This window comes from Shewanella sp. M-Br (assembly GCF_036245925.1).
Taxonomy (GTDB): domain Bacteria; phylum Pseudomonadota; class Gammaproteobacteria; order Enterobacterales; family Shewanellaceae; genus Shewanella; species Shewanella oncorhynchi.
In genome coordinates, this window is sequence record NZ_BJBV01000020.1 from 66470 (window position 1) to 90707 (window position 24238).

Annotated in this window: 22 protein-coding genes; 11 read left to right on the plus strand and 11 right to left on the minus strand. The window is 47.7% G+C overall.

Annotated elements, in window-relative coordinates:
- The first annotated feature begins 12 nt into the window (after window positions 1–12).
- Entirely contained in the window at window positions 13–867 is an 855-nt protein-coding gene (locus AAA952_RS16490; RefSeq protein ID WP_338258564.1) for a universal stress protein, read from the plus strand.
- Between the two features lie 147 nt (window positions 868–1014).
- On the opposite strand, the gene AAA952_RS16495 is transcribed toward AAA952_RS16490, so the two are convergent.
- From AAA952_RS16495 to AAA952_RS16510, 4 genes are all read right to left on the minus strand, one after another.
- Window positions 1015–1599 carry a YSC84-related protein gene (locus tag AAA952_RS16495; protein ID WP_105250489.1) on the minus strand — a complete coding sequence of 195 codons (585 nt, stop codon included), beginning with the start codon at window positions 1597–1599 and terminating at the stop codon, window positions 1015–1017.
- 152 nt (window positions 1600–1751) lie between these two features.
- Window positions 1752–2666: a hypothetical protein gene (locus tag AAA952_RS16500; protein ID WP_287480085.1), complete on the minus strand. Its 915-nt coding sequence runs from the start codon at window positions 2664–2666 to the stop codon at window positions 1752–1754.
- 57 nt (window positions 2667–2723) lie between these two features.
- Window positions 2724–3122 carry a nitrous oxide-stimulated promoter family protein gene (locus AAA952_RS16505; protein ID WP_071940633.1) on the minus strand — a complete coding sequence of 133 codons (399 nt, stop codon included), beginning with the start codon at window positions 3120–3122 and terminating at the stop codon, window positions 2724–2726.
- A 147-nt stretch (window positions 3123–3269) separates the two neighbouring features.
- Window positions 3270–3629, minus strand: a complete 360-nt coding sequence (locus AAA952_RS16510) for a DsrE/DsrF/TusD sulfur relay family protein (protein WP_006083495.1) — start codon at window positions 3627–3629, stop codon at window positions 3270–3272.
- A 273-nt stretch (window positions 3630–3902) separates the two neighbouring features.
- Here AAA952_RS16510 and AAA952_RS16515 point away from each other — a divergent pair, with 273 nt between their 5' ends.
- From AAA952_RS16515 to AAA952_RS16545, 7 genes are all read left to right on the plus strand, one after another.
- Complete coding sequence (locus AAA952_RS16515; RefSeq protein ID WP_113941606.1) at window positions 3903–4739, plus strand: hypothetical protein; 837 nt, start codon at window positions 3903–3905, stop codon at window positions 4737–4739.
- 157 nt (window positions 4740–4896) lie between these two features.
- A complete protein-coding gene (locus AAA952_RS16520; protein WP_113941607.1) occupies window positions 4897–5208 on the plus strand; it encodes a hypothetical protein in 312 nt (103 codons plus the stop codon).
- A 9-nt stretch (window positions 5209–5217) separates the two neighbouring features.
- A complete protein-coding gene (locus AAA952_RS16525) occupies window positions 5218–6672 on the plus strand; it encodes a protein adenylyltransferase SelO (protein WP_263178894.1) in 1455 nt (484 codons plus the stop codon).
- Window positions 6673–6685: 13 nt separating this feature from the next.
- On the plus strand, window positions 6686–7018 hold the full coding sequence (locus tag AAA952_RS16530) for a DUF3630 family protein (protein ID WP_173913160.1): 333 nt from the start codon (window positions 6686–6688) through the stop codon (window positions 7016–7018).
- A 2-nt stretch (window positions 7019–7020) separates the two neighbouring features.
- On the plus strand, window positions 7021–8043 hold the full coding sequence (locus tag AAA952_RS16535) for a serine/threonine protein kinase (protein ID WP_113941609.1): 1023 nt from the start codon (window positions 7021–7023) through the stop codon (window positions 8041–8043).
- A 129-nt stretch (window positions 8044–8172) separates the two neighbouring features.
- A complete protein-coding gene (locus tag AAA952_RS16540) occupies window positions 8173–8781 on the plus strand; it encodes a thiol:disulfide interchange protein DsbA/DsbL (protein ID WP_113941610.1) in 609 nt (202 codons plus the stop codon).
- Between the two features lie 505 nt (window positions 8782–9286).
- The gene (locus AAA952_RS16545; RefSeq protein WP_006083486.1) at window positions 9287–9499 is read left to right on the plus strand and encodes a DUF1107 domain-containing protein; all 213 of its coding nucleotides are present in this window, start codon (window positions 9287–9289) and stop codon (window positions 9497–9499) included.
- On the opposite strand, the gene AAA952_RS16550 is transcribed toward AAA952_RS16545, so the two are convergent.
- Complete coding sequence (locus AAA952_RS16550) at window positions 9496–9717, minus strand: cell division protein ZapB (RefSeq protein WP_006083484.1); 222 nt, start codon at window positions 9715–9717, stop codon at window positions 9496–9498. The two genes, AAA952_RS16545 and AAA952_RS16550, sit on opposite strands and share 4 nt — an antisense overlap.
- 179 nt (window positions 9718–9896) lie before the next feature.
- Here AAA952_RS16550 and AAA952_RS16555 point away from each other — a divergent pair, with 179 nt between their 5' ends.
- Together AAA952_RS16555 and AAA952_RS16560 are read left to right on the plus strand one after the other, a co-directional pair.
- On the plus strand, window positions 9897–11390 hold the full coding sequence (locus AAA952_RS16555) for a Na+/H+ antiporter NhaC family protein (RefSeq protein ID WP_338258581.1): 1494 nt from the start codon (window positions 9897–9899) through the stop codon (window positions 11388–11390).
- 81 nt (window positions 11391–11471) lie between these two features.
- Window positions 11472–11825, plus strand: a complete 354-nt coding sequence (locus AAA952_RS16560) for a RidA family protein (RefSeq protein WP_173248029.1) — start codon at window positions 11472–11474, stop codon at window positions 11823–11825.
- Window positions 11826–11987: 162 nt separating this feature from the next.
- On the opposite strand, the gene AAA952_RS16565 is transcribed toward AAA952_RS16560, so the two are convergent.
- Complete coding sequence (locus AAA952_RS16565; RefSeq protein ID WP_219251781.1) at window positions 11988–12329, minus strand: hypothetical protein; 342 nt, start codon at window positions 12327–12329, stop codon at window positions 11988–11990.
- A gap of 13 nt (window positions 12330–12342) precedes the next feature.
- Complete coding sequence (locus AAA952_RS16570) at window positions 12343–12615, minus strand: Rho-binding antiterminator (RefSeq protein WP_287480103.1); 273 nt, start codon at window positions 12613–12615, stop codon at window positions 12343–12345.
- Between the two features lie 229 nt (window positions 12616–12844).
- Between AAA952_RS16570 and AAA952_RS16575 the strand changes: the two genes are divergently transcribed.
- Window positions 12845–13936 (plus strand): branched-chain amino acid aminotransferase, encoded by a 1092-nt coding sequence (locus AAA952_RS16575; RefSeq protein ID WP_287480105.1) that lies wholly within the window; start codon window positions 12845–12847, stop codon window positions 13934–13936.
- Between the two features lie 85 nt (window positions 13937–14021).
- Here the strand turns inward: AAA952_RS16575 and AAA952_RS16580 are convergent, their stop codons facing one another.
- From AAA952_RS16580 to prpC, 4 genes are all read right to left on the minus strand, one after another.
- Window positions 14022–18548 (minus strand): EAL domain-containing protein, encoded by a 4527-nt coding sequence (locus AAA952_RS16580; protein WP_338258585.1) that lies wholly within the window; start codon window positions 18546–18548, stop codon window positions 14022–14024.
- A 370-nt stretch (window positions 18549–18918) separates the two neighbouring features.
- Window positions 18919–20124: a 2-methylaconitate cis-trans isomerase PrpF gene (prpF, locus tag AAA952_RS16585; protein ID WP_338258587.1), complete on the minus strand. Its 1206-nt coding sequence runs from the start codon at window positions 20122–20124 to the stop codon at window positions 18919–18921.
- Window positions 20125–20263: 139 nt separating this feature from the next.
- The gene (gene acnD / locus AAA952_RS16590; RefSeq protein ID WP_338258589.1) at window positions 20264–22867 is read right to left on the minus strand and encodes a Fe/S-dependent 2-methylisocitrate dehydratase AcnD; all 2604 of its coding nucleotides are present in this window, start codon (window positions 22865–22867) and stop codon (window positions 20264–20266) included.
- A gap of 80 nt (window positions 22868–22947) precedes the next feature.
- Window positions 22948–24075, minus strand: a complete 1128-nt coding sequence (prpC, locus tag AAA952_RS16595; RefSeq protein WP_338258591.1) for a bifunctional 2-methylcitrate synthase/citrate synthase — start codon at window positions 24073–24075, stop codon at window positions 22948–22950.
- Window positions 24076–24238 lie beyond the last annotated feature (163 nt).

The window sequence follows — 24238 nt, forward strand, 5'->3', positions numbered from 1 at the left end:
AAGGAAAATACGATGACAAATGTGATTGCCTGTATCGACGGTTCAAAAGTGACATTCGCCGTATGTGACGCCAGTAGCTGGGCCGCTCAGCAACTGGATGCCCCAGTAACCCTATTACATGTATTGGATAAGTCAGCCTATCCAATAGAGTCAAATCTGTCAGGAAATATTGGCCTAGGTACACGGGAGCACTTGCTCAATGAAATGGTTGAGCTCGAAGCGCGCCGAGGCAAGCTGGCACTCGAGCAGGGTAAGTATATGTTGCAAGATGCGCAAACGCGCATCGTGGAGGCACAACCCGCAGTCGTGGTTGTAACCTTGCAGCGTCATGGCGATTTAGTCGAAACCCTGTTAGAGCAAGAATCCCAGGCCAGACTGGTGGTGATGGGGCGCCAAGGGGAGCAGCATCAAGACCAAGCGCAGGCCATTGGCAGCCATTTAGAAAATGTCATTCGCACGCTTAAGCAGCCTATTTTAGTGGTGATGGACGAGTTTACTGCACCGAAGCGATTTATGATCGCCTATGATGGCAGCATTACTGCGAAAAAAGCCCTTAATCAAGTGCTAACGAGTCCGCTCTTGAAAGGGCTCGAATGTCATTTAGTGATGGTGTCTGATGATCAATCGCTGGCGACAGCTGAACTGGCGTTGGTGGCCGAATCTTTGATTGCGGCGGATTTCAATGTGGTTACCGCCTTTTGTCAGGGAGAAGTGCAAACGGCCCTTGAGATCTATCAACTTGAGCATCAAATCGATCTTATGGTGATGGGCGCCTATGGTCATTCGCGTATTCGGGAGTTTTTTGTGGGTAGTAATACCACAAGGATGATCAGTAAAAGCCATATCCCCTTGTTATTACTTCGCTAAGTTAAATATGCATTTCAACTTATTTCGCTCAATTCTAATGACTTGGTTTTAGTTAGAACATCTGAGTCAGAAGCTTGAGGTAATCATTTAAGAAAAAACGGCGAGCATTTAGGCTCGCCGTTTGATATCACAGCCGAATGGCTCGTCTTAGTTAGCTTTAGGCTCAAAACTAAAGGCTTGACCCGCAAGAGCGGCTTCAAACATTAAGCCGCCTTTTGCTGCGGTAAATACTGCCATACCGTTGATATAAGAGCCGCTTGCTGAGCGATTACCACCCGATTGGCCTGCGCCTGCTGAGTTGCCTGTGGTTCCTGCTTGAGCGCTTGCTCCCATGTTGATGGCAACTGCCGACGCTTGGGCGTCAAACTCGAAACTGCCGCTCGTGAAGGCTTCATAGGCTTTGGCATCTTTAAAAAAGATGATCTCGCTGTAGGCTTGTCCACCTAATTGAAAACCGATGGATAATTGAGTCAGACTCGAATCACCCATATAGGCACCGCCTTGGTAGACTCGGCCTTTGCCATAGGCTGCACCGATCCCAATTCCGCCTTTACCCACAGTTGGGAATAAAGCATAGCCATAGGCTGTGTCGAAAAATTTACTGGTTTCTTTCGCTTTTTGGAAATTGACTACTGCCTGATCGTAGCTTTCATCTGCATGTACAGTTGGGGCAGCAAATAGGCTCACAATAAGGCATGTTGATGCCGCAATGGCTGTTAAAAATGATTTCATGGTAACGCCTCTTCAAGTCTTTAGTTGTTCCAGACTAGCCTTTATCGACACAAATGACAGCCAAAAGTGACATATGTGTCAGCTTAGGTTCAGTGTTCGACTTAATGGTTGGAGTGATATTGGTGGTGATGATTGGAGTGCAGTTTCGCCAATTAGTTCTTAGGTGGCGAAGAACCTTGGTTTTTTTCTGCATCGTCCTGCTGAATTTGATGCAAAAATTCATACTCCTCTGGGGTGAGAACATTTTCAATGACGAGTGGGCGTTGCTCTAGCTCTGGTTCGGCCATGCGGCCTTTTAAGTAGGCAGAGCGGGTGATTTGCTTTAGCCCATATACCGCCAGCATATACATGCTCAGTAGTAAGGTCAGCCTTGGCAATGCGTGGGAAAGTAGCGATAGATTATCACCAAGATAGAAAGGCAAAATCACCACAAATACGCGGATTAACCAATTCAACAACATGGCCAAGGTCAAGCTTATCAGCCAACGAAACCGAATGGTGCCGAGCGCCTCTTGGGTTTGAGTGACATCTCTTTGATTGCGTTTATGTCGACGAAACAACATCCACAGCGCGATAAAGTAAAAACAGGTTTGTACAGATAACAGCGCTGGGAGTAGAGCGCCCCATTGGCTGATACTCATTTCTTTAAGCATCAGAGCTATGGGTTGCCACTCGTTAATGGGATGCGCAGTTAATCTTAGGGCAATATCTAAAATGGCGAAAACTAATGTTAATGCAGATGGCCAGTAATGCTTTGAAAACCCTAGCGGTTTATTGGTTGGTGCTAAACTGCGTTTGCAATAGAGATAGAGCAAAGGCATGAGCAAAAAATAGATAGGGTTAATCAGATTGAATAGGATATGAATGGGAATTGGACTGTTATCGCGGTTTAACATACCCGTGAGGAAGTATAGAGCAATAAGACTTAAGAAAGCGGCGAGGAGTTTTTGGTTAGCGTCTGGGTGATAGAAATAGCGAATATAAATAGCTAACGCGAGGCAATGTACGCCTCCAAATAATGATAACCACCAGTAAGCTTGAGTGAAAAAACTATGAAACTCGTTCATATGCGATACCTCGAGCCCTGTTATATCAGGGAAATCGGCTCGGTAAAAGTATCGCCGTTAGTTTTTCTGTTGGCTTGCTATGCGCTGATGACGATTTGAAGCCGCTTCGGGCACAACGCTGGGAACAGGGATGCGTTCCGCGAGTAAGTGTTTGATTGCACGAACGGGATGCGGTAATAACATCCGTGGACCAGAAAAGATCATGATCTCTTTGACGATTTGTTTCTGCGCGGGTTTGTAGCAATGCACTGGGCATTTATTACAGGTGGGTTTGTTTTGTCCGTAGGGGCAGCGATCTAGCCGTGTTGCGGCATAATCCAATAACTCAATGCAATCTGCACATAGGCTCGTTGCGTCTTGGCCTTGGTGTTTCGCCTTGCAATAAATTGTCACCATTGCGGCAATGGTTTGGTGTTCGTACAGGAGTTTGCCCGTAAGCAGTGTGGCTGTGCCCATTGGAATACCTTAGCTTGTCACTCGGATATCCCATCATAGGCAGTGAAATTGGCGCTGACAAAACGAAAGCGCCAATTTATGAAGGTGCGCACAAAATAGGGCTTTAAACAATCCAGCTATCCACAATGTCACACCTAAAAATAAATCTTAGATATGCATCACTTTGTCGGCGGCCAGTGTCCAGCGAGTTAAATCTTGCAGTGTGCCTATGTGCGCACCTTCGATAATCATTTCCGCTGTGACGCCTCGTGCTTGAGCGCAGGTCTTGCAAAGTAGAATCGGAACTTGCTGTGCCGAGAGAATTTCAAACATCTGCTGCAGGTTGTAGCTTAAGTCAGGTGTGGTTTGATTTTTGAGTGCGCCAAACACGGCATCTGACATGAGAAAAAGTTTAAGATCGACCGCTTGCTCGTCCTGATCCTTCAGGGCTAATGCGATGCGTAAGCTATTAAATAGCTTTTCTGTTCCGTAGGGACTGGCATGGGCCACGATAAGAATACTTTGCATCAGGTTTTCCTTATGTTTGTTATAAGCAGGTGGATGGGGGGATTAGGGAACTCGATTGTGCCAGTCTAGCGCAATTGGCTATAACTATTTGAGCGCAAGATCGTATAAAAAGGCATAAATACTTGATTTGCACCGACACAATGGACTTTAATAGCGGTTAATCTCTGCTCAATTTTTAGCTAGACTCGGTTGCCATGGACACTGTCCTGATGGACGTTGGCAAACCCATTGACACGGCTTCTGATGAGAAGCAGCCATCAAAGGTGAACAAGAATGAAGATCTTAGTCGTATTTATACTGATTGCTGTCGGGGTGTTTTTATTCCTTCGCGCGCAGCGATTGGCGAAAGAAGAACAAGAGGCGATGAAACCCAAGTCGACCTCGGTAAAACCTGTAGTTCCCACCGAAGAGGCACCTATTTTCTCCGCTGCTGAGCCCGAGCGTGTAGAACCTGAGCCAGTTAAAAGGGTTGAGGATACTGGCGTGGCTGAAGTAGAGCCCGTTATCGAAGTTGAAGCCGAATTAATGCCCCGTGAGACCGAAAGCCCTCCGAGCATTTCGGTGGCGCTAGACACAGATATCATCGAAGTTGATATACCTGCGGCCCATAATGAAGAGGCGGTGATCATTTTAGGCGCCACGCCTGCAGATGAACAAGATGATGTTAAGACTGAAGCAGAGCCAGTATCGAACACACGTTCTGAGGTAGCTGCGCCAGGGGCTTGGGCGAATGTGACTTTAGTTCGGGCCTTTGAGGAGTATCAAGGAGCGACGTCAGCCAGTGCTCGCTATACCGCGCTGCAAAATATGATAGCTGAATGCTACAAACAGCGTAAATCGGCGGATTACCTCAACTATGGTGCTCAATTAGCGGAAGAGTATATTGCACTGTTCCAAGCGGCTAGCGCCGAGCAAGGCAAAGATACTGAGCTTAAATCTTCCGGTTTCCTGCATTTAGCCACCTTGCTAAATGATACTCAAGCCTTCGATGCCGCCATTGTCATCTGTCGTAAAGCACTCGAGCTTGGGCTGAGCGATGGCACTGTCACTGGCTTTGAGGGCCGAATCAACCGGATTGAGAAAGCACAGACTAAAGCAACCACGGCTTGATATGTTGTAGGGAGCGCTTAGAGGGTAAGCCCTTAGTCGAAAAGCGGTTATTTCCCTCGTCTAAGCAGTGTAGAATCCCTGCTAACTGAATGCGCAAAAGGCGAACTAAGGTTCGCTTTTTTTATGGGCCTATTTTATGGGCTTAAGTAGGGGAAAAATGAAACTAAGCTATGCCTTACCGAATGTCTTATTCGGGCTTGGATTATTGCTACTCAGTGGCTGTACTAAAACCCCAGAATGGACCCTATTTTATTATCCCGATGTGAGTGCCATTCCGGTGACACCTTTGCAGGCCGAAGATATTAATGGTTACTACGATACTTTAGAGCAATGCCAGAGCAAGGCTCATGGTATGCAACGTCTAAGTCGTTCTGGCGTGAGTGGTTTTGGCCTTGGATCTTATCAATGTGGGCACCTATGCGAGTTCGACGATAAATCGGTGCTGGTTTGCAAGACCATGAGCCAATAGGTGGACAAGATGAAGTTTAAACAGGATTTTTTTACTCAGCTGCCTGAGTTTTACTCGCAAGTATATCCACAAGGGATAACTAAGCCTGAATGGCTGGCATGGAGTAATGACGCCGCCCAATTGATAGGCTTAAGCCAACCCACCGATGAGCTGTTATTGGGCTTATCTGGCAATGCTGCCGTCGATGGCGCGACCTACTATGCTCAAGTGTATAGCGGCCACCAATTTGGCGGTTACACGCCGCGCTTAGGGGATGGACGTTCGATCATTTTAGGTGAAGCGATTGGTCCAAATGGCGCATGGGATGTCGCCCTTAAAGGCGGTGGTCCGACGCCTTATTCACGCCGTGGTGATGGCCGTGCTGTGATGCGCTCCGCGGTGCGCGAGTTTTTAGTCTCTGAGGCGCTGCATCATCTGCAGGTGCCGACGACCCGCGCCTTGGCTGTGATTGGCTCTGACTTGCCCGTATGGCGTGAGAGCCAAGAAACTGCAGCCATTACCGTACGTTTAGCCCGTAGCCATATTCGTTTCGGTCATTTCGAGTTTTTCTGCCACAGTGAGCGCGGTCGTGCCGATAAGCTGACTCAATTACTCAACTTCACTATTACTCAGCATTATCCCCATTTGAGTTGTGATGCCGCAGGTTATAAAGCGTGGTTTTTACAGGTAGTGCAAGATACTGCTAAGATGATTGCCCACTGGCAGGCGGTCGGTTTTGCCCATGGCGTGATGAACACAGACAATATGTCGATTCTGGGTGACAGTTTTGACTTCGGTCCCTTTGCGTTCCTCGATACATTCCAAGAAGACTTTATCTGTAATCATTCGGATCCCGAAGGTCGCTATGCCTTTGGTCAGCAGCCGGGCGTCGGTTTGTGGAACTTGCAACGTTTAGCGCAGGCGCTCACACCTGTGATCCCATCCGATGACTTAATTGCCATTCTTAATCAATACCAAGAGGCGCTAGTGCAGCCTTATTTGCGCTTGATGCGGGCAAAACTAGGTCTATCTGCAGTTGATGTTTCGTCGGTGGAGCAAGACAAACAGGATCTCGAACTTATAGGTCGATTTACTGTGCTGATGGAGAAAAATCAACTCGATTACACTCAAACTTGGCGTCAATTAGGCAAGTTAGATCCAACCAGCAAACACAGTGCGCTGCGGGATGACTTTATTGATGTCAGCCAGTTTGATGCATGGTATCAAGCTTATCAACAGCGATTGGGCGCAGTGGCTGATATCCCTGCGTGGCAAACTGAGCGCAATAGTGTGAATCCCAAATATATTTTACGTAACTATTTAGCCCAAGAGGCGATAATCGCAGTGGAAGAGGGTAATCTTGCGCCGCTGCATTTGCTGCAAAAAATCTTAACTCAGCCCTTTGCCGAACACGCAGAGCATGAAGACTTGGCCAAGCGTCCACCGGACTGGGGCCAAGGTTTGATCATGTCATGTAGTAGTTGATGGGATAACAAGCATGAAATTACCAAGCACGCACCTAAAAGCCATGAGCTTAGATACCATTAGCTTAGATAAAAGTGCCTTAAGTTTAGCGGTCAGTGCGGATATCGATTTTGATCGTTTCGCCGACTTTGCCGAACCTTTAGCTGCGGCGCTCGATTGCACTGTGCGCGAGCGTCAGTGGGGCGCCGACAGGCATCAATGGTTATTAGAATTTGAAGGCAGCCAGTTATGGCTCAATTATGAGTTTTACGGCAACATTTGCTGGCTCTCGACCGAACGAGAAGCCGATTTTGAGGTGCTGGAATACTTAGCCACTTTGCTGCAACCTCACCTAAGAGTGAACTGAATATGAGTCAGAATATGACGCCACCGGCCACGAGTTCTAGCGGCGCTGAGTTCCATTTTCAAGCCCTAACACCGGATTTGATCTTAGATGCGATCGAAAGTCTGGGCGTGTACCCGGAAACGGGCTTACTCGCGCTGAACAGTTACGAGAACCGCGTGTATCAGTTCCGTAGCGATGAAGGGCTGCGTTATGTGGTGAAGTTCTATCGCCCAGATCGTTGGAGCGATGCGCAGATCCAAGAGGAACATGATTATGCGCTCGCACTCGCGGCAGAAGATATCCCGATTGCCGTACCTGTAATTATCGAAGGCCATACGTTACACAAGTACCAAGGTTATCGATTTACCCTGTTTCCTTCCTTGGGTGGTCGCGCCTTCGAAGTCGATAATTTAGAGCAGCTGGAATTAGTGGGTCGGTTCATCGGTCGGATACACCAGTACGCGGCGCAAACGGTATTTGCTGAACGTGAACCGCTGAATCCGCAGATTTTAGGCGCCGAGCCGCTCGCGTGGTTAAAGCAATCTAATCTGGTGCCTAATAGCCTACGCTTGCCGTTCTTTACCGTAGTAGAGCAAGTGTTGGCAAAGGCGAATGCGATTTGGGATCGCCAAGATTTTGCGGCCATTCGTTTGCACGGCGATTTACACCCAGGCAATATTTTGTGGACGCCAGACGGTCCCGGATTCGTCGATTTAGACGATGCTCGCATGGGACCGGCGATTCAAGATTTATGGATGATGCTAACCGGGGATAGAGCGCAGCAACTGATGCAGCTTGAGATCTTACTCGAAGCCTATGAAGAATTTTGTGAGTTTGATACAAGACAGTTAGCCTTGATTGAACCGCTGCGGGCGCTGCGTATGGTGCATTACAACGCGTGGATTGGCCGTCGCTGGGACGATCCGGCCTTCCCGATGAACTTCCCTTGGTTTGGGGATGAAAAGTATTGGGAACAGCAGATTTTGGCGTTCAAAGAGCAATTATTTGCCCTTAGCGAACCACCACTGAGCCTAGTGCCGTATTAGCATTGAGCAAAATATGATTTCACAGACGTATCTTGTGACATTAGATTGAACTCTTAAGCTTGAGTTACACTCAAAAAATGGAATATGTTAGTCTCCAGCCCATTTATCAAAATGATTTAAGGAATTTTCATGAAAAAAGTATTACTCATGGCCGCGGCTCTGTTACTGGCGCCACTGGCAGTATCGGCTGTGGAATACCAAGAAGGCGTGCATTACACAGTGATTAACGATGGCCCAGCAACAGCGAAGCCTGAGATTACTGAGTTTTTCTCTTTCTATTGTCCGCATTGTTTTACTTTCTCTAAAACCGTAGTGCCAAAAATTCTCACCGATAAGCCAGAAGGCGTTGCGTTTAACCAAGCACACGTTGATTTTATCGGCAAAGAGATGGGGGTTGAAATGTCACGCGCATTTGCAGTCGCACATCAGTTAAACGTCGATGAGAAAATGGATGCGGCGTTATTCTCTGCTATTCATGAGAAGAAACAGCATTTTACTAATCGCGATGATGTTCGTGCTGTGTTTATTGCTAACGGTGTCGATGGTAAAACCTTCGATGCGGCTGCAGAGTCTTTCATGGTAAAGGCGCAAATGGCAAAGATGAAGCGTGATACTGAAAACGCTAAGCTGACGGGTGTACCTGCTCTGGTTGTTAACGGTAAGTACCGTGTTGAAACAGGAGCAATCAAATCCTACGACGAGCTGTTAGAAATTGCTTTCTACCTAGCAAGAAAATAATTCGATAGGCGTTACCCGCACTGCTGTCATATGAGCGGATGATAATGCTGTATCGATTGCATGTTAAAGAGAGCCTAAGGGCTCTTTTTTATTGGGGCGGTTGGCAACAACAAGGCAAATAGCGCTTTGATAGGGAGCTTAACGTACTGAGTTAGGCCTCTGTAGGCTAGTCGTTTGAACTTATGGAATAAAGACGAGGCAAAAAATGGGCAAAAAAAACCGTACTTCTTGTAAAAGAAAGTACGGACTTGAGCCAGAGGACTCATTTTTACCCTGAGTAACGCTAATAATTTAGCAGAGTGTCAAAAAATTGGCAAGTGACATTATTATGGCGTTCTTCTTTTTTGCTCACAGGGTGACATATTCATAGTTTAACTAAATCAAACGATTAAGTATTTTTGGCGATAAAAGATGAAAAATACCACTCTAACGATGAAACTCAAGTGGCAAAGCTTCTGTCAAACAACTGTAATCAATAACAACAAGAATGCTTGTAGGTGGTCATATGAGAGTTTTTCCTGTCTACGCACCTAAGCTTATCGTTAAGCACGCGCGTATTTTTCTCACTGGTGTTATTTGGGTTAAAGATTTAGGACGATTGGAATTTGAGAAGGGACGGTTTTTACTGCCAAGAAAAAGCCTGCCAAAAGTGAAGCAGGCTATTTTAGAATTGAACGAACTGATCGAAGCGCAGCATCATCAAACTAATGCAGTTTAGATTTCGCTGTTTAACAAGCCAACAAGGCCAGTCACTTTTTCGTTCCAAGAAGTGAGTTCTTCTTGTAGTTGCTGGTTTTGCGCATTCAATTGTTGATTGTGCTCACTCAGCGTAGACGCTTTTTGCTTCTCTTCTTCAAGCTCCATTTTTAGAAGCTCGATAGTTTCGAGTGCAGCCTGGATTTTGGTTTCCAGTTTGGACAGTAATTCAAGGCTCATCTGGAGAGTCCTATGGTTTCTGGATGGGACTGTGATTCTAGCAGTGCCTAGAACTTAAGGAATAGCGATTCTTGCCGTTTGGTTAAAAAACACCCTATTACTGGGTTCTAAATTAAGTTTTTTTGCATTTGTTATTAACTCGTTAGTATTCTTGGTTTTATTTTTTATCGGAATGGTCCATGTCGCCTAGTTTGCTCGCCATACTCCCGCTACTGTTGACCTTAACCTTAGCCCTATTTTTACGCCGCACGCTGGTGGCGTTAGGTGTAGGTATTGTCTCTGGTGCCCTATTAATCGCACAATTTGATCCTCTGCAAACTGGGTTGTATTTGCTTGATATCGGTGTAAAACAATTTTATGCCCAAGGTGCTTGGCAAGCGTGGCATCTCAATGTGCTGTTCGCCATGTTGCTGCTCGGTAGCATGACGCAATTGTTGGCACGTGGCGGTGCCGTGGGTCAGTTTGGTGATTGGCTGTATAGCCGTATTCGTACTGAACGTCAGGCGCGTCTTGGGGTCGTATTTCTTGGTTGGTTAGTGTTTATCGATGGGATTTTCAGTTGTCTTGCTGTCGGCCATGTGTGTCAGCCGCTCAGCCAGCGTTATGGTATTCGCCATGAGCAGCTCGCCTATTTAGTTGATTCCAATGCTTCGCCTTTATGCGCGCTATTGCCTTTCTCCAGTTGGGGCCCCTATGTGATGGCGCTTATCGCGGGGATCAGCTTTTTGCCCGTGTCGCCGCTGGAAGCTTTTATTGAGGTGGCCTTATTTAACTTTTACGCCATAGTGACCTTAGGCTTGTCCGTGCTCGTCGCTTGGTATGGCGTGGGCTTTCGCTCTTTTGTTGCTGCTACTGCTGTGGAATCTTCCAATACGGTCGAGGTTAAGGGAAATCCTTGGCTGCTCGCAATCCCTATGCTGACTCTGCTGTCTGCTTCAGTGGGATTAACTTTGTGGTCGGGGGCTCAGCAGGTCTCTTCTTGGGATGTGTCACTTTGGCTTGCTAAGGCTGATATTGGCGCTTCTATGCGCGATGCTTGTTTGTTGGCAACCTTAGTCACTCTTGCCATGTTAGGCTTGTCTGGGCGACGTTTAACGGCGTTAGTGGGGGATTTGAGCCACGGAGTTCGCATGATCGCCTTCGCCATTGCGATTTTACTCTGCACTTGGATGATTGGCGCTGTGATCCAAGATCTTGGCGTCGCTAAATTGTTGGCTGCTTGGGCTAAGGCTTATCTTTCTCCGCACCTGCTGGTAGCGGGAATGTTTTTACTCTGCGCGATAATGGCTTTTGCGACGGGTTCAAGCTGGGGAACATTTGCAATTATGATCCCTATTGGCGCAGAGATTGCCCATAACTTAGATCCTCATTTGTTGTTACCTGTACTGAGCGCTGTGATGGCGGGGTCGGTATTTGGCGACCACTGCTCGCCCATTTCAGATACCAGCGTGCTCAGTGCGACCAGCTCTGGTTGCGCTCCCCATGACCATGTGGTGACTCAGTTGCCCTTTGCTTTGATCGCGGCATGCGCAGCCTTAGTCGGATTTCAATTAGTCAATTTAGCCGTGGCGACGCCGTTAGTGTGGCTGGCCGTGGTGAGCTGTAGCCTAGGATTATTTGCCTTGATGGCACGTTTTTATTCACCTTTGCCCAGATTCGTAGCGCAGACATAAAGCCAGTTTATCGCTAAAATGGTCGATTCGGTTCTTGCTGAGCCATTTATTTAAGTGCATATGATTTAAGAGATTATCAATATGAGTATTACCCGTTTAGATGTAGGTACCCGCATGAGCAGTATAGTGATCCACCAAGGTACTGTGTATCTGTGTGGTCAAGTGGCGAAGGACAAGTATCAAGGTATCACCGAGCAAACTGTCACTATGCTTGAGGAGGTCGATACCTTGTTAGCGCAGGCGGGAAGTTCGCGTGAGCATTTACTGTCAGCGACTATTTATCTGAAAGATATGGGTGATTATGATGCGATGAATGCGGTATGGGATGCTTGGGTGCCTAAAGGTCATGCGCCAGCCCGTGCTTGTGTGCAAGCCGCTATTGCCGAGCCAGAATATTTGGTTGAAGTCTCAGTGATTGCGGCGGTTGCGGTTTAAGCGCTAAGCTATTTTTCGTCCCGTTTAGAAGCCTGTTTCGATCCCTATTTCGAATCCTGTCACCGAGTGTCATGACTCGGTGAAGCTTTTCCGAAATACACCTCGCTAACTAAACCTGTATTGTTCAGCAGGTCCACTCTCTTCTAACAAAACCCTTTTGCTTTAACCTAATAAGTATTCCATTAAATGTGCAGGGACAAGCGGCGGATGATCCCCATATTGTTCTGAGAGTGCGGTGGCGATAGTCTCAATATCTTGTTGGGCTAAGCCTTGTTCGATAATGGCAAACGCCCAAGGAGCCTCGGTTTTGAGTTTGAGGAAATAAGGCGTTTCGACAAATTGTGCGAGTGAGTAAGCGGAGCCTCCTAAACCATGCCCCCAACCTTCACTGACCTGAAAGGGTCTATCCAGATGTGCCATATCAAATTCAATGAGATGGGGGTATTGGCCGTTATGCCCACCGATCCAGTGACCGATTTCAACCGATAAAATCATAGTTGCCATGTTATATCCTTTGCTAGGGTTGCTTGGCCGCAATGAGTACTCGGCTAAATTCAGCATTAGGCTCGAGGGGCGTGATGGCGGCGATATGGTCGAGTCTAAGGGATTGTTTAGTTTGTTGTAGTTGGATGATAAGCCACTCAGTTTTGTCGGCTCTTGTCTGCGTGGTGATGGCTTGACCTTGGCACTGGGTGCCATCAATAAGCTCAATGTTGAGTTGATAACCACGCAGGCAGGCGAGTTCGAGATAGTCGTAGTGGGCGCAGGGGATCATTTTATAATCTGACATTGGATCATCTCATTGGGAGTTCGACCCTATTGTGGCAAAAATACTTGCCATTGGCATTATGTGTGACCCAATGCGGATTGTTTTATCCTGTCTCTGAGGCAGTATGAAAAGTTGAACCAAGCGTGTTAGCGAGTTTTTTATTTGCTTAGACCTTTAGATATGCGCGCCCCTCTTGACTTTATTCCTGTCGCTCCCTAGTCTGCTTGTTCAGTAATCAAGGTGGTATGCGATGGAAATAACTTACAATTTAAAACCTGCGTCTGAGCGCCGTACTGAGCAATTCAAGCCCGAGGGGAATGTGGGCTTTGGTAGCCTCAGAACCGATCATATGTTTTTGATGGATTATCATGATGGACAATGGTGCGATCCGCGCATCGTTCCTTATGGACCATTTGAAATGGCACCGGGTGCAATGGCGTTGCATTATGGCCAGTCGATCTTCGAAGGCGCTAAAGCCTTTATGCATGAAGACGGCGAGATTTATACTTTCCGTATTAATAAGAATGCCGAGCGGATGAATCGCTCCGCCGATATCGTCTGTATTCCCAATATCGATGAACAAATGCAGATGGATGCGATCAATGCGTTGATCGATGTCGATCGCCTGTGGTTCCCGATGCAAGAAGGCGCGTGTCTGTATATTCGTCCTTTTATTTTTGCGACCGAAGACCGCCTCTCTGTGAGCCCAAGTTCGCGTTATACCTTCTGTGTTGTGTTAAGCCCAAGTGGCGCTTATTACGCGGCTGGCGTGAACAAAGGCATACGCTTACTGATCAGCAAAACTTTCCATCGTGCAGTATCGGGTGGCACTGGCGCCTCAAAAGCCGCGGGTAACTATGCGGCTTCGTTGCGTGCGGGTAAAGCGGCGGCAGCCTTTGGTGCATCGCAAGTGCTATATCTCGATTCGACCAATCAACAGATTGAAGAAGCGGGCGCGATGAACCATTTCCACATTCTGAAAGATGGCACTGTGATTATTCCAACCTTCACAGATACTATTTTGAAGTCGATCACCTCGCAATCCATTATGGAATTGGGTGAGATGCTCGGTTGTGAAGTGCGCCAAGAGACTGTCATGCTTGATAAATTTATCGCTGATATTGAATCTGGTGAAATTGTCGAGGCTGGTGGTTTTGGGACGGCGGCCGTGGTTTCTGCTGTAGGCTCCTACATTTTTGAAGATGGCCATGTTGTCACTGTCGGTAATGGTGAAGTGGGCGAGCATGTTCAGCGCATCTATAAACTGTATACCGAAATCCAAAAGGGCCATATTAAAGGTCCTGAAGGCTGGGTTAAGCGTGTTGAACGTTTAGCAAAGTAAGGAATTTGTGATGATGTTTAAAGGCTCCTAGGAGCCTTTTTTATTGGCTGAATTTTGCAATGACATTGGTAGGCTTCGCCTCAAATCAAATCGGCTGTTGCTTAGAGTGATTCTTGAGTAAAGTTAAAAAGTCTGCAGCACTTAAGGGTTTACTGAGTAAGAAACCTTGTACTTGATCGCAACCCTGCATCGCCAAGAAGTTGAGTTGTTCTTGGGTCTCTACGCCTTCGGCGACGACATTCAGTTCTAAGCTGTGAGCGAGGGCAATAATGGCGCTGGTGATGGCGGCATCGTCGGGATCGTTGGTGATGTCTCTGACAAATTCTCGATCGATTTTGAGTGTGTCTATCGGGAAGCGTTTGAGATAGCTTAGGCTCGAATAACCCGTACCAAAATCATCCACGGCTATGGTCAATCCTAGGGCCTTGAGTTTAGATAGGATGCTGACCGACTCTTGCGGATTGCCCATGATCATTGATTCAGTAAGCTCAAGCTCAAGAGATTGAGCCGGGAGACCTGATACGGCTAAAGCGACTTCGATGGTGGAGATAATGTCCGCCTTCAGTTGGCGAGCCGATAGGTTGACGGCAATAGTGATCCCGTTAAATCCTAAGCTATTCCATTCGGCTAATTGCTGGCAGGCGTGGTTGATCACCCAGTGGCCAATTTGAGTGATGATACCCGTTTCTTCCGCGAGTGGAATAAATTCCACAGGTGAAATAGGACCAAGTTCAGTGTGATACCAACGTAAAAGTGCTTCCAGTCCTGTGAGTGAACCATCTCGTAAACAGAATTTAGGTTGATAAACCAAGCTTAGTTCTTTGCGTTGGATAGCTTCCTTTAAACCACTTTCGAGTTGTACATGACGGGTGGCGATTTCATTCAACTTAGAGGTATAAAACTGAAAGTTATTTCGACCTGATGATTTTGCGTGGTACATGGCGGTATCGGCAAATTTAATCAGTGAGTCGGCATTGTCCGCATCGTTAGGGTATAAGCTGATACCAATTGAGGTCGAAATGGTCAGCGTTTTATCGTCCAATAGGAAGGGCGTTTGGAATGCTCTGAGCACTTTTTCTGAGATCAGGGTTGCGGCTTTTGTTTTCGCAACACCTTCTAAAATAATAGTAAATTCATCGCCACCTAAGCGTGCGACAGTATCGCCATCACGCACTGCATTTTGCAGTCGTCTTGCCACGGCTTTCAGTAACAAATCCCCGACATGATGACCCATAGAGTCGTTGATATGTTTAAAGCGGTCGAGGTCTAAGAACAGCAAGGCAACGATATTATTCGCTCTGTGCGCTTGAGTAATCGCGTGATTGAGCCTGTCTTGAAATAAGGTTCGGTTCGGTAAGCCAGTTAATGTGTCGAAGCTGGCGAGGAAACGCAGATCTTCTTCGGCTTTTTTCCGCTCTGTGATGTCAGTAAATACTGCAACGAAGTGACTGGTTTCGCCTTTGATATCGATCACTTGGTTGATTTCAAGCCAGACTAAAATGGCCTGACGTTGTTTATTGCGGATCCACAGTTCTCCGACCCAATGTTTGTGACGCAGTAGCTGTTGTTCAATCGTATTGAACAACTCCCGCTGTTGGCGGCTAAAGGCTAAGTGAATGAAGTGCCTGTCGGTTATTTGGCGTTCTGTGTACCCTGTAATGGCACAAAATGCTGGGTTGACCGAACGAATTCGATAGTTTAATCCTCCCACTACAACGGCTTCGTTCATACTGTTGAGCACTTGTGATGACAGTACTAACTCGTTTTCAATCAGTTTGCGCGAGGTAATGTTACGGTTGGTCCCTGTCATGCGGATTGGATTATCTAGGCTATCTTTTTCCACCACTTTACCGCGGTCTAAAATCCATACCCAATTACCGGGGGAACGTTCGACTCGGTACTCTGCTTCGAAGAAAGGCGAACGACCTTGAAGGTGTTCGTTAAGCTCAAATTTGAATCTTTCCCTATCCTCTGAGTGCATGCTCTCATGGGCTATATTGCTGCTATTCCAATGGGGGACTGAAGAATCCATATTGGTACGATAGACGCGATTTTCTGGTATGTTCCAGTCCCACATGCCATCGCCAGAGGCCCAAAGTGCAAGTTTGAGTCGCTCCTCTGAGGCGCGGATACTGGTTTCAAATTCGCGCTGTTGCTGACGTTTTCTTTTACGCCAGATAATGATCCAAGCCAACAGCCATAGAGAGAGCAAACTGTAGAGGGCATAGGCGAACTGAGTTCGATAGAAGGGCGCTTGTACATGAAGATCGACAGACAGGGCGTAGTCACCTTGAGTGTTGTATTGCAGCCCATGGCGAACATGCAGTTGGTAGTGACCAGGATTAATATTGGTGAAGGTGATTTCATTACCTGTGGGGAGCTCATGCCACTCGTTATCAAATCCCTCAAGAAAATAGCTGAAGCGGTTTTTACCCGTATAGCTGAAATCCAATGAGGTCACCTCAAAACTGATCAGCTGATCGCTATAGTCCATTACTATGCTAGGTGGATGACTTAAATCGAGAATAGTGTGCCCTTTACCCGCAATACTATAGCCAGTGAGTGCGACTTTAACATCGGGTCGTTGATCTGGAATTGACTTTGGATTGAAACGATTTATGCCATTAATGCCACCAAACCAGAGATCGCCATCGCTGTCTTCAAGTTTTACGCCACCGTTAAACTCCAGTGCTTGTAGCCCTTCTTGTTCGTTAAATATGATGACACGATTGGTTTTAGGATTGAGCTTTCCTATCCCCGCATTACTACTAAACCAAATGTTGTGTTCTTGATCCTCGAGTAAGGCATAGATGGTATCACTTGGTAATCCCTGATTGCGGGTATAGTGGCTAAAACCTGCATCAGTCTCTTGGGACGGTAACTTGCTGATCCCACCATGGGTGGCAAACCATACCTCGCCCGACTTTGTGACTAAAATATCGCGGACACGGTTGTTGATCAGGCTGTTTTTGTCTGAGGATTGATGGAAGTAGGATTTACCTGTGCCTGTTTTCATATCCAGTTTAAGTAGGCCATCGAGAGTACCTATCCATAGCGTGTCTTTGTGTGTTCTGAGGATTAAAAACTGGTTTTGTGCCGGATAGAAATTATCAATATGTGCCAATGAGATAAAAGTAAATTCATCGGTATTTATCGCCTTACGGTAGAGGGCATTGGTTGTTGCCACCCAGAGGTGACCTTGCTCATCAATATCTAAACTACGGATATAATTGGTTTCTGAGCCTTGATCAGTGCGTTCTGTCACCTTGAGTAACTGGAAGTGGCCATCTAGCGCCAGTCGACCTAACCCATAGTTAGTGGCAAACCAAAGCACGCCATTTTTGTCTTGGTCTATATCTCGCAGGATAAGATTCAAGTTGCGTTGATGCATCCCTAAGGCGTTAGCAAAGAGATCCGTGTAGTGTTCATATTTTCCATTGGCTAACATGCGTTTAAGCCCAGCACCTTCGGTGCCTATCCATAGCGCATTATCTTGGCTGCGGAACAAGGTGCGAATGTTATTACTTTGTTGCGACAGGTTAGGGGTGGATTCGTAAATATGCTGAAAATACTGACGACGGGTATTAATTTTATCTAGACCAGAATAACTGGCACCTAACCATAAATTGCCAAAGGGATCTTGCAGTAAGCTCAGTATGTTATTTTCACTAATACTGTTGGTACGCTTAGGATCATACCTGTGGTAGGTCGCAGTAAATGCCTTATCGTTTCTCTCGAGTTGAATAAGACCGGCTTCTGGCCCAACAACCCAAAAGTCACCCTGCTCAGTTTGGATAAAATCTTTAATGTAAGGCACATTATCGTCTGTCTGCCAGAGGATTTCGCCCTGTTGTGACGCCAAGTTGTAATGCCATAATTGCCCACCCAGAGCTAAGGTGATCGCATTAGCGGAATGTGCCCTAATTTGATGTGCAGTGAGATTCTGCGGGACATTTAAGCGAGTAATAGTATTGGCACTGACAGCAAAGGTGCCGCTATCTTGTGTTCCTGCCAGCAGGTAAGTGTCTTCAACATTGGCTAAGCTGGTGATGTGGGGTTGAACACTATTACCTAAGTTCACTTGGGTAATGCGTTTGGTTTTGGTCGATAGGGAAAATAGTCCTGCTTTAGTACCAATCCAGAGTGTATTGCCTACAACGCTGAGTTTGGTTGTGCGTGGATCGGTAAGCCCTTGTTCTTGTCCAAAGTGTTCAAAGGTCCCTTTGCTCAAATCGAGTCGATTTACCCCTTGGCTGAAAGTCGAAACCCAGATATTACCTTCTGAGTCTTGAATAATGTCAGAGACATAGCTCTCAGAAATACTCCTCGGATCATTGGGTGAATGGGGGAAAATATTGAAGCTGTGACCGTTATAAGCATGCAAACCATCTTGAGTGCCAATCCATAACATACCTGCATTATCCATAAACAGGCTAGTAATCGTATTTTGGGTAAGGCCATCTTCACTGCGAATATGTTCAAATTTGAGCTGTGTAGAAGCCGCGCTCAATGGTTGAGCTAATCCATTGCACGAGATCCCCCACAAACTTAGGATAAAAAGCGTACTAAACATTAGCTTGTGGATTAGTTGACTCAAATTTTCCCCTACCAAAAACGGACCCATCCTGATTAGGTTTCTATTTAGTTTAGTTCTTAGCCTAGACCTTACATGCCATTTTGCTGTAAAAATGCGACTTAAATTGCTGACTTGGTTTAAAAATAACCAAAATCGATGGGCGCGATTCTGTAATAGATCATGCAATATATTAACTGTACCGTTTCACTGCCAATATTCTTTTTATGACGAGTTTGTATTCTGGCGTTTTTGCTAAAGGATCTTAGCATTGTTTCAGGTATGTCAACATATCATGCTAAGACAAATACGGGTGAAGCAGATTAAAATGATGGGCGAGAATAGAAAAAAGACCTTGCCGGAAGGGGGAGAAGCAAGGTCTTTGGTTGAACAGTTTACTTAGATAAAACTACGCAGCGGGCACCCGCACAAAACCTTCCATCAGTACGCGGGCGCTGCGGCTCATAATGGCTTTGACGACCGTCCATTCTCCATTCACTAAGTTTGCTTCAGCACCAACACGCAAGGTGCCAGAGGGATGACCGAAACGTACCGCATCTATTTTGTCTTTGGTGTCTCCGCCTGCGGCTAAGTTGACTAAGGTGCCGGGAATTGCCGCCGCTGTACCAATCGCAACGGCAGCCGTGCCCATCATAGCGTGGTGCAGTTTGCCCATAGACAAGGCGCGTACCAGTAGGTCAATTTCATCAGCATTGACGGTTTTACCGCTCGATGACACATAGGCTTTAGGTTTAGCGACAAAGGCGATCTTAGGCGTGTGTTGGCGTGCAACTGCTTCATCAATATGCGAAATCAAGCCCATACGCACGGCGCCATAGGCGCGAATGGTTTCAAATTTAGCCAGGGCGGCATTGTCGCTATTAATATCATTCTGTAGCTCAGTGCCTGTGTAGCCTAAGTCTTCTGCGTTGATAAAAATGGTGGGAATGCCCGCGTTGATCATGGTGGCGTTAAAGCTGCCAATGCCAGGCACTTCTAGCACATCTACAACATTACCCGTAGGGAACATGCTGCCACCGCCGCCATCCTCGTCCGCAGCTGGGTTCATAAATTCGATTTGCACTTCGGCGGCGGGAAAGGTCACACCATCGAGCTCAAAATCACCGGTTTCTTGCACTTCACCCTTGGTGATTGGCACATGGGCGATAATCGTTTTGCCTATGTTGGCTTGCCATATTCGGACTGTGCAGACGCCATTGTGTGGAATACGGGCCGTATCAATTAAGCCATTGCTGATGGCAAAGGCACCGACAGCAGCGGTTAAGTTGCCACAGTTACCGCTCCAATCGACAAAAGGTTTATCGATCGCCACTTGGCCGAAGAGGTAATCGACATCGTGATCGGTTTGGGTGCTAGGGGAGAGGATTACAGTTTTGCTGGTGCTCGAGGTTGCTCCGCCCATGCCATCGATTTGTTTACCGTAAGCGTCTGGGCTGCCTATCACTCGCAGTAACAAGGCATCACGGGCGGCACCTGCAACTTGTGCGGCCTTAGGTAAATCCTGCAGACGGAAAAACACGCCCTTGCTGGTGCCGCCGCGCATATAAGTCGCGGCGACTTTGATTTGTGGCGCGTGGATTGTTGAAGCATTCATTCATTAACTCCAAAAGGACTCCCAATGGAGTCCAAATGAGCGCCAGTAACTTAATGGTGAAGTCGCTGGCGCTCGGTTTCGCTAGCTGATATTTAAGAGTCGTCTCTAACCAGACACGGGCGTCGATTCAAATCTCGACTCAAGCCTGATTTGATTCAAGAAAGTCCTGTGCGAAGCGTTGCAATACGCCGCCCGCCTCGTAGATAGACACTTCTTCGGCGGTATCGAGACGACACGTCACCGGCACTTCGATGCGCTCACCGTTTTTACGGGTGATGACGACGGTCAAATCTGCTCGTGGCGCTGGCGTGCCGAGGACATCGAACACTTCGGTGCCGTCGATGGCATAAGTCGCGCGGTTGTCGCCGGCTTTAAATTCCAGCGGCAGCACGCCCATACCCACTAAGTTAGTGCGATGAATACGCTCGAAACCTTCGGCAACAATGGCCTCTACACCTGCTAAACGCACGCCTTTGGCTGCCCAGTCGCGGGACGAACCTTGGCCGTAGTCTGCGCCTGCTATGATGATCAGCGGCTGCTTACGTTCCATATAGGTTTCAATCGCTTCCCACATGCGGGTGACCTGGCCTTCGGGCTCGATACGCGTCAGTGAACCTTGTTGCACTTTGCCATCAACCAGCGCCATTTCGTTTTTAAGCTTAGGATTGGCAAAGGTCGCGCGCTGGGCGGTTAAGTGATCGCCGCGATGGGTGGCATAAGAGTTAAAATCTTCTTCTGGCAAGCCCATCTTGTGCAGGTATTCGCCGGCGGCACTGTCCATCATAATGGCGTTCGATGGAGATAAATGATCTGTGGTGATGTTGTCACCCAGTACTGCTAACGGGCGCATGCCTTTGAGCGTGCGTTCACCCGCCAACGCGCCTTCCCAATAAGGAGGGCGGCGAATATAAGTAGATTGCGGACGCCAATCGTACAGCGGGCTAATTTGCTCACCGTAATCGACGGCTAAATCGAACATAGGTTCGTACACTTTACGGAACTGCTCGGGTTTAACACTTTTAGCGATCACGGCATCGATTTCTTCATCCGATGGCCAAATGTCGATAAGTTTGACGGGATTGCCGTCCTTATCTACTCCCAGCACATCCTTTTCGATATCGAAACGTATGGTGCCGGCAATCGCGTAGGCCACCACCAATGGCGGCGAGGCCAAGAAGGCTTGTTTGGCATAGGGATGAATACGGCCATCGAAGTTACGGTTACCCGATAATACCGCGGTGGCGTACAAGTCGCGGTCGATGACTTCTTTTTGAATCACAGGATCCAGTGCGCCGCTCATACCGTTACACGTCGTGCAGGCAAAGCCGACGATCCCAAAGCCAAGCTGTTCCAGTTCGGGCAAAAGATTGGCGTCTTCCAAGTATAACTGCACTGCTTTAGAGCCAGGGGCCAGTGAGGTTTTGACCCAAGGTTTACGGCTCAAGCCTTTGGCGTTAGCGTTACGGGCAATCAGACCCGCGGCAATCACGTTGCGTGGGTTGCTGGTGTTGGTACAGCTAGTGATGGCGGCGATGATCACAGCGCCATCTGGCATTAAGCCGGGTTCGTTTTCGACCACACCGCTAATGCCGCGCTGAGCCAATTCTGATGTTGGCACCCGTGCATGTGGGTTTGATGGTCCTGCAATGGTGCGCACCACCGAAGATAAATCAAAATGCAGTACGCGTGGATATTCGGCCTGTTTTAAGTCATCGCTCCACAAACCTGCAGTTTTTGCATAGGTTTCAACCAGTTTGACTTGCTCGGCTTCGCGGCCGGTTAAGGTCAAATAATCCAGCGTTTGTTGATCGATATAGAACATGGCTGCGGTGGCGCCAAATTCAGGCGTCATGTTCGAAATGGTGGCGCGATCGCCCAGTGTCAGCGCTGCGGCGCCTTCGCCGAAGAACTCTAAGTAAGAAGACACAACTTTTTGTGCGCGTAAAAACTCGGTCAGCGCCAGTACGATATCGGTCGCTGTGATGCCAGCTTGCGGCCTGCCCGTGAGCTCTACACCGATAATGTCCGGCAGACGCATATAAGATGCGCGTCCCAGCATCACGCTTTCGGCTTCTAGCCCGCCGACACCAATGGCGATAACGCCCAGAGCATCAACGTGTGGCGTGTGGCTGTCGGTGCCAACTAAAGTGTCGGGGAAGGCCACGCCATTGCGAGCATGCACCACAGGGGACATACGCTCTAAGTTAATTTGGTGCATGATGCCGTTACCCTGAGGGATAACATCAATGTTTTTAAAGGCTTTTTGCGTCCAATCAATAAAGTGGAATCTGTCTTCGTTGCGTCTGTCTTCGATGGCGCGGTTTTTAGCAAAGGCGTCTTTATCGAAACCGCCAAATTCGACAGCGAGTGAGTGATCGACAATTAATTGAGTTGGCACCACTGGGTTCACTTTAGCTGGGTCGCCCCCTTTCGCCGCAATCGCATCACGCAGACCCGCAAGGTCAACTAAGGCGGTTTGGCCTAAAATGTCGTGGCACACCACACGGGCAGGAAACCAAGGGAAATCGAGTTCTTGCTTAGATTCGATAATCTGTTTTAGCGATGCGGTTAAGTCCGCAGGCGCGCAGCGGCGGACTAAGTTTTCAGCTAAAACGCGCGAGGTATAAGGCAGCTTGGCGTAGCTGCCTGGCTCAATGGCTTCCACGGCTTCGCGGGTATCGAAGTAATCGAGTTTGGTGCCGGGTAAGGGCTTGCGATATTGGGTGTTCATAACAGTGCTCATAACATCATCCATTTCGGAAAATGAAGTCGGCGCGAGCATCACGTTGAGTGAAATCTCGCGCCAAGTGTGGTCAGTTTTGCTTAACGGTTAGCAATTGGCACCACTTTACGGGGGGCAACGCCTACATAATCGGCACTTGGGCGGATGATGCGGTTGTTAGAACGTTGCTCCATCACGTGCGCTGCCCAGCCCGTTACCCGTGAACACACGAAGATTGGCGTGAATAATTTAGTCGGAATGTCCATGTAGTGGTACGCGCTGGCGTGGAAAAAATCTGCATTACAGAAGAGTTTTTTCTGTTCCCACATCAGGGCTTCACAGGCAACCGATACCCGGTATAGACGGTCGTCACCGTTGGCGGCAGCCAGTTTTTCTGACCATTCTTTGATGATGGCATTACGGGGATCAGACTCGCGGTAAATCGCATGGCCGAAGCCCATGATTTTATCTTTACGCTCCAGCTTGCCCATTAAGATGTCGCGCGCATCGGCTTCATCTTTCATGTCTTGGATCAGTTCCATCGCCGCTTCGTTTGCGCCGCCATGCAGCGGGCCGCGCAGTGAACCGATAGCGCCAGTGACACACGAATGCATGTCTGACAGGGTGGAAGCACAGACGCGCGCGGTAAAGGTTGATGCGTTAAATTCATGTTCTGCATAAAGAATCAAGGATACGTCCATCACTTTTGCATGCAGTTCAGACGGCGCTTTACCGTGTAATAAATGCAGGAAGTGCGCGCCAATTTGATCGTCATCGGTTTCAGTGTCGATACGCACACCATCGTGACTAAAGCGATACCAGTAACAGATGATTGATGGGAAGGCGGCTAATAGGCGATCGGTGATTTCACTCTGTTCGCTAAAGTTGTGCTCGGCTTCTAAATTGCCCAGCATAGAGCAACCAGTACGCATCACATCCATAGGATGAGTTTCGGCAGGAATGCGCTCTAACACTTCTTTTAAGGCTTGCGGCAGACCGCGAAGGCCTTTGAGTTTGGTTTTGTAGGCATCAAGTTGGGCTGCCGTGGGCAACTCGCCGTAAAGAATGAGATAGGCGACTTCTTCGAAGGTGGCGTTTTCACCGAGATCTTTCACATCATAACCGCGGTACGTGAGGCCCGAGCCTGACACGCCCACTGTGCTTAATGCGGTTTCGCCTGCGCTCTGGCCACGTAATCCTGCACCGCTTAGTTTTTTAGCTTCTGACATAATCCTTCCCTTCCGTTAACTCTGTTTGGTTATTGCTGGCGGATTTCAGTGCTCATTTCAGAGCACTTATTCGCCGGCATTTATTGGTTAAGGCTGCACTTTTTATTTAATTTGTTTAACGCTAAATCTGTTTTAACGCCAAACCCTGTAGGGTTGCAGCTTT

What these genes read in the sequence shown, in the direction of transcription:
- AAA952_RS16490 (WP_338258564.1), top strand. Translation starts at nt 13, where the DNA reads ATGACAAATGTGATTGCCTGTATCGACGGTTCAAAAGTGACATTCGCC.
- AAA952_RS16495 (WP_105250489.1), bottom strand. Translation starts at nt 1,599, where the DNA reads ATGAAATCATTTTTAACAGCCATTGCGGCATCAACATGCCTTATTGTG.
- AAA952_RS16500 (WP_287480085.1), bottom strand. Translation starts at nt 2,666, where the DNA reads ATGAACGAGTTTCATAGTTTTTTCACTCAAGCTTACTGGTGGTTATCA.
- AAA952_RS16505 (WP_071940633.1), bottom strand. Translation starts at nt 3,122, where the DNA reads ATGGGCACAGCCACACTGCTTACGGGCAAACTCCTGTACGAACACCAA.
- AAA952_RS16510 (WP_006083495.1), bottom strand. Translation starts at nt 3,629, where the DNA reads ATGCAAAGTATTCTTATCGTGGCCCATGCCAGTCCCTACGGAACAGAA.
- AAA952_RS16515 (WP_113941606.1), top strand. Translation starts at nt 3,903, where the DNA reads ATGAAGATCTTAGTCGTATTTATACTGATTGCTGTCGGGGTGTTTTTA.
- AAA952_RS16520 (WP_113941607.1), top strand. Translation starts at nt 4,897, where the DNA reads ATGAAACTAAGCTATGCCTTACCGAATGTCTTATTCGGGCTTGGATTA.
- AAA952_RS16525 (WP_263178894.1), top strand. Translation starts at nt 5,218, where the DNA reads ATGAAGTTTAAACAGGATTTTTTTACTCAGCTGCCTGAGTTTTACTCG.
- AAA952_RS16530 (WP_173913160.1), top strand. Translation starts at nt 6,686, where the DNA reads ATGAAATTACCAAGCACGCACCTAAAAGCCATGAGCTTAGATACCATT.
- AAA952_RS16535 (WP_113941609.1), top strand. Translation starts at nt 7,021, where the DNA reads ATGAGTCAGAATATGACGCCACCGGCCACGAGTTCTAGCGGCGCTGAG.
- AAA952_RS16540 (WP_113941610.1), top strand. Translation starts at nt 8,173, where the DNA reads ATGAAAAAAGTATTACTCATGGCCGCGGCTCTGTTACTGGCGCCACTG.
- AAA952_RS16545 (WP_006083486.1), top strand. Translation starts at nt 9,287, where the DNA reads ATGAGAGTTTTTCCTGTCTACGCACCTAAGCTTATCGTTAAGCACGCG.
- AAA952_RS16550 (WP_006083484.1), bottom strand. Translation starts at nt 9,717, where the DNA reads ATGAGCCTTGAATTACTGTCCAAACTGGAAACCAAAATCCAGGCTGCA.
- AAA952_RS16555 (WP_338258581.1), top strand. Translation starts at nt 9,897, where the DNA reads ATGTCGCCTAGTTTGCTCGCCATACTCCCGCTACTGTTGACCTTAACC.
- AAA952_RS16560 (WP_173248029.1), top strand. Translation starts at nt 11,472, where the DNA reads ATGAGTATTACCCGTTTAGATGTAGGTACCCGCATGAGCAGTATAGTG.
- AAA952_RS16565 (WP_219251781.1), bottom strand. Translation starts at nt 12,329, where the DNA reads ATGGCAACTATGATTTTATCGGTTGAAATCGGTCACTGGATCGGTGGG.
- AAA952_RS16570 (WP_287480103.1), bottom strand. Translation starts at nt 12,615, where the DNA reads ATGTCAGATTATAAAATGATCCCCTGCGCCCACTACGACTATCTCGAA.
- AAA952_RS16575 (WP_287480105.1), top strand. Translation starts at nt 12,845, where the DNA reads ATGGAAATAACTTACAATTTAAAACCTGCGTCTGAGCGCCGTACTGAG.
- prpF (WP_338258587.1), bottom strand. Translation starts at nt 20,124, where the DNA reads ATGAATGCTTCAACAATCCACGCGCCACAAATCAAAGTCGCCGCGACT.
- acnD (WP_338258589.1), bottom strand. Translation starts at nt 22,867, where the DNA reads ATGAGCACTGTTATGAACACCCAATATCGCAAGCCCTTACCCGGCACC.
- prpC (WP_338258591.1), bottom strand. Translation starts at nt 24,075, where the DNA reads ATGTCAGAAGCTAAAAAACTAAGCGGTGCAGGATTACGTGGCCAGAGC.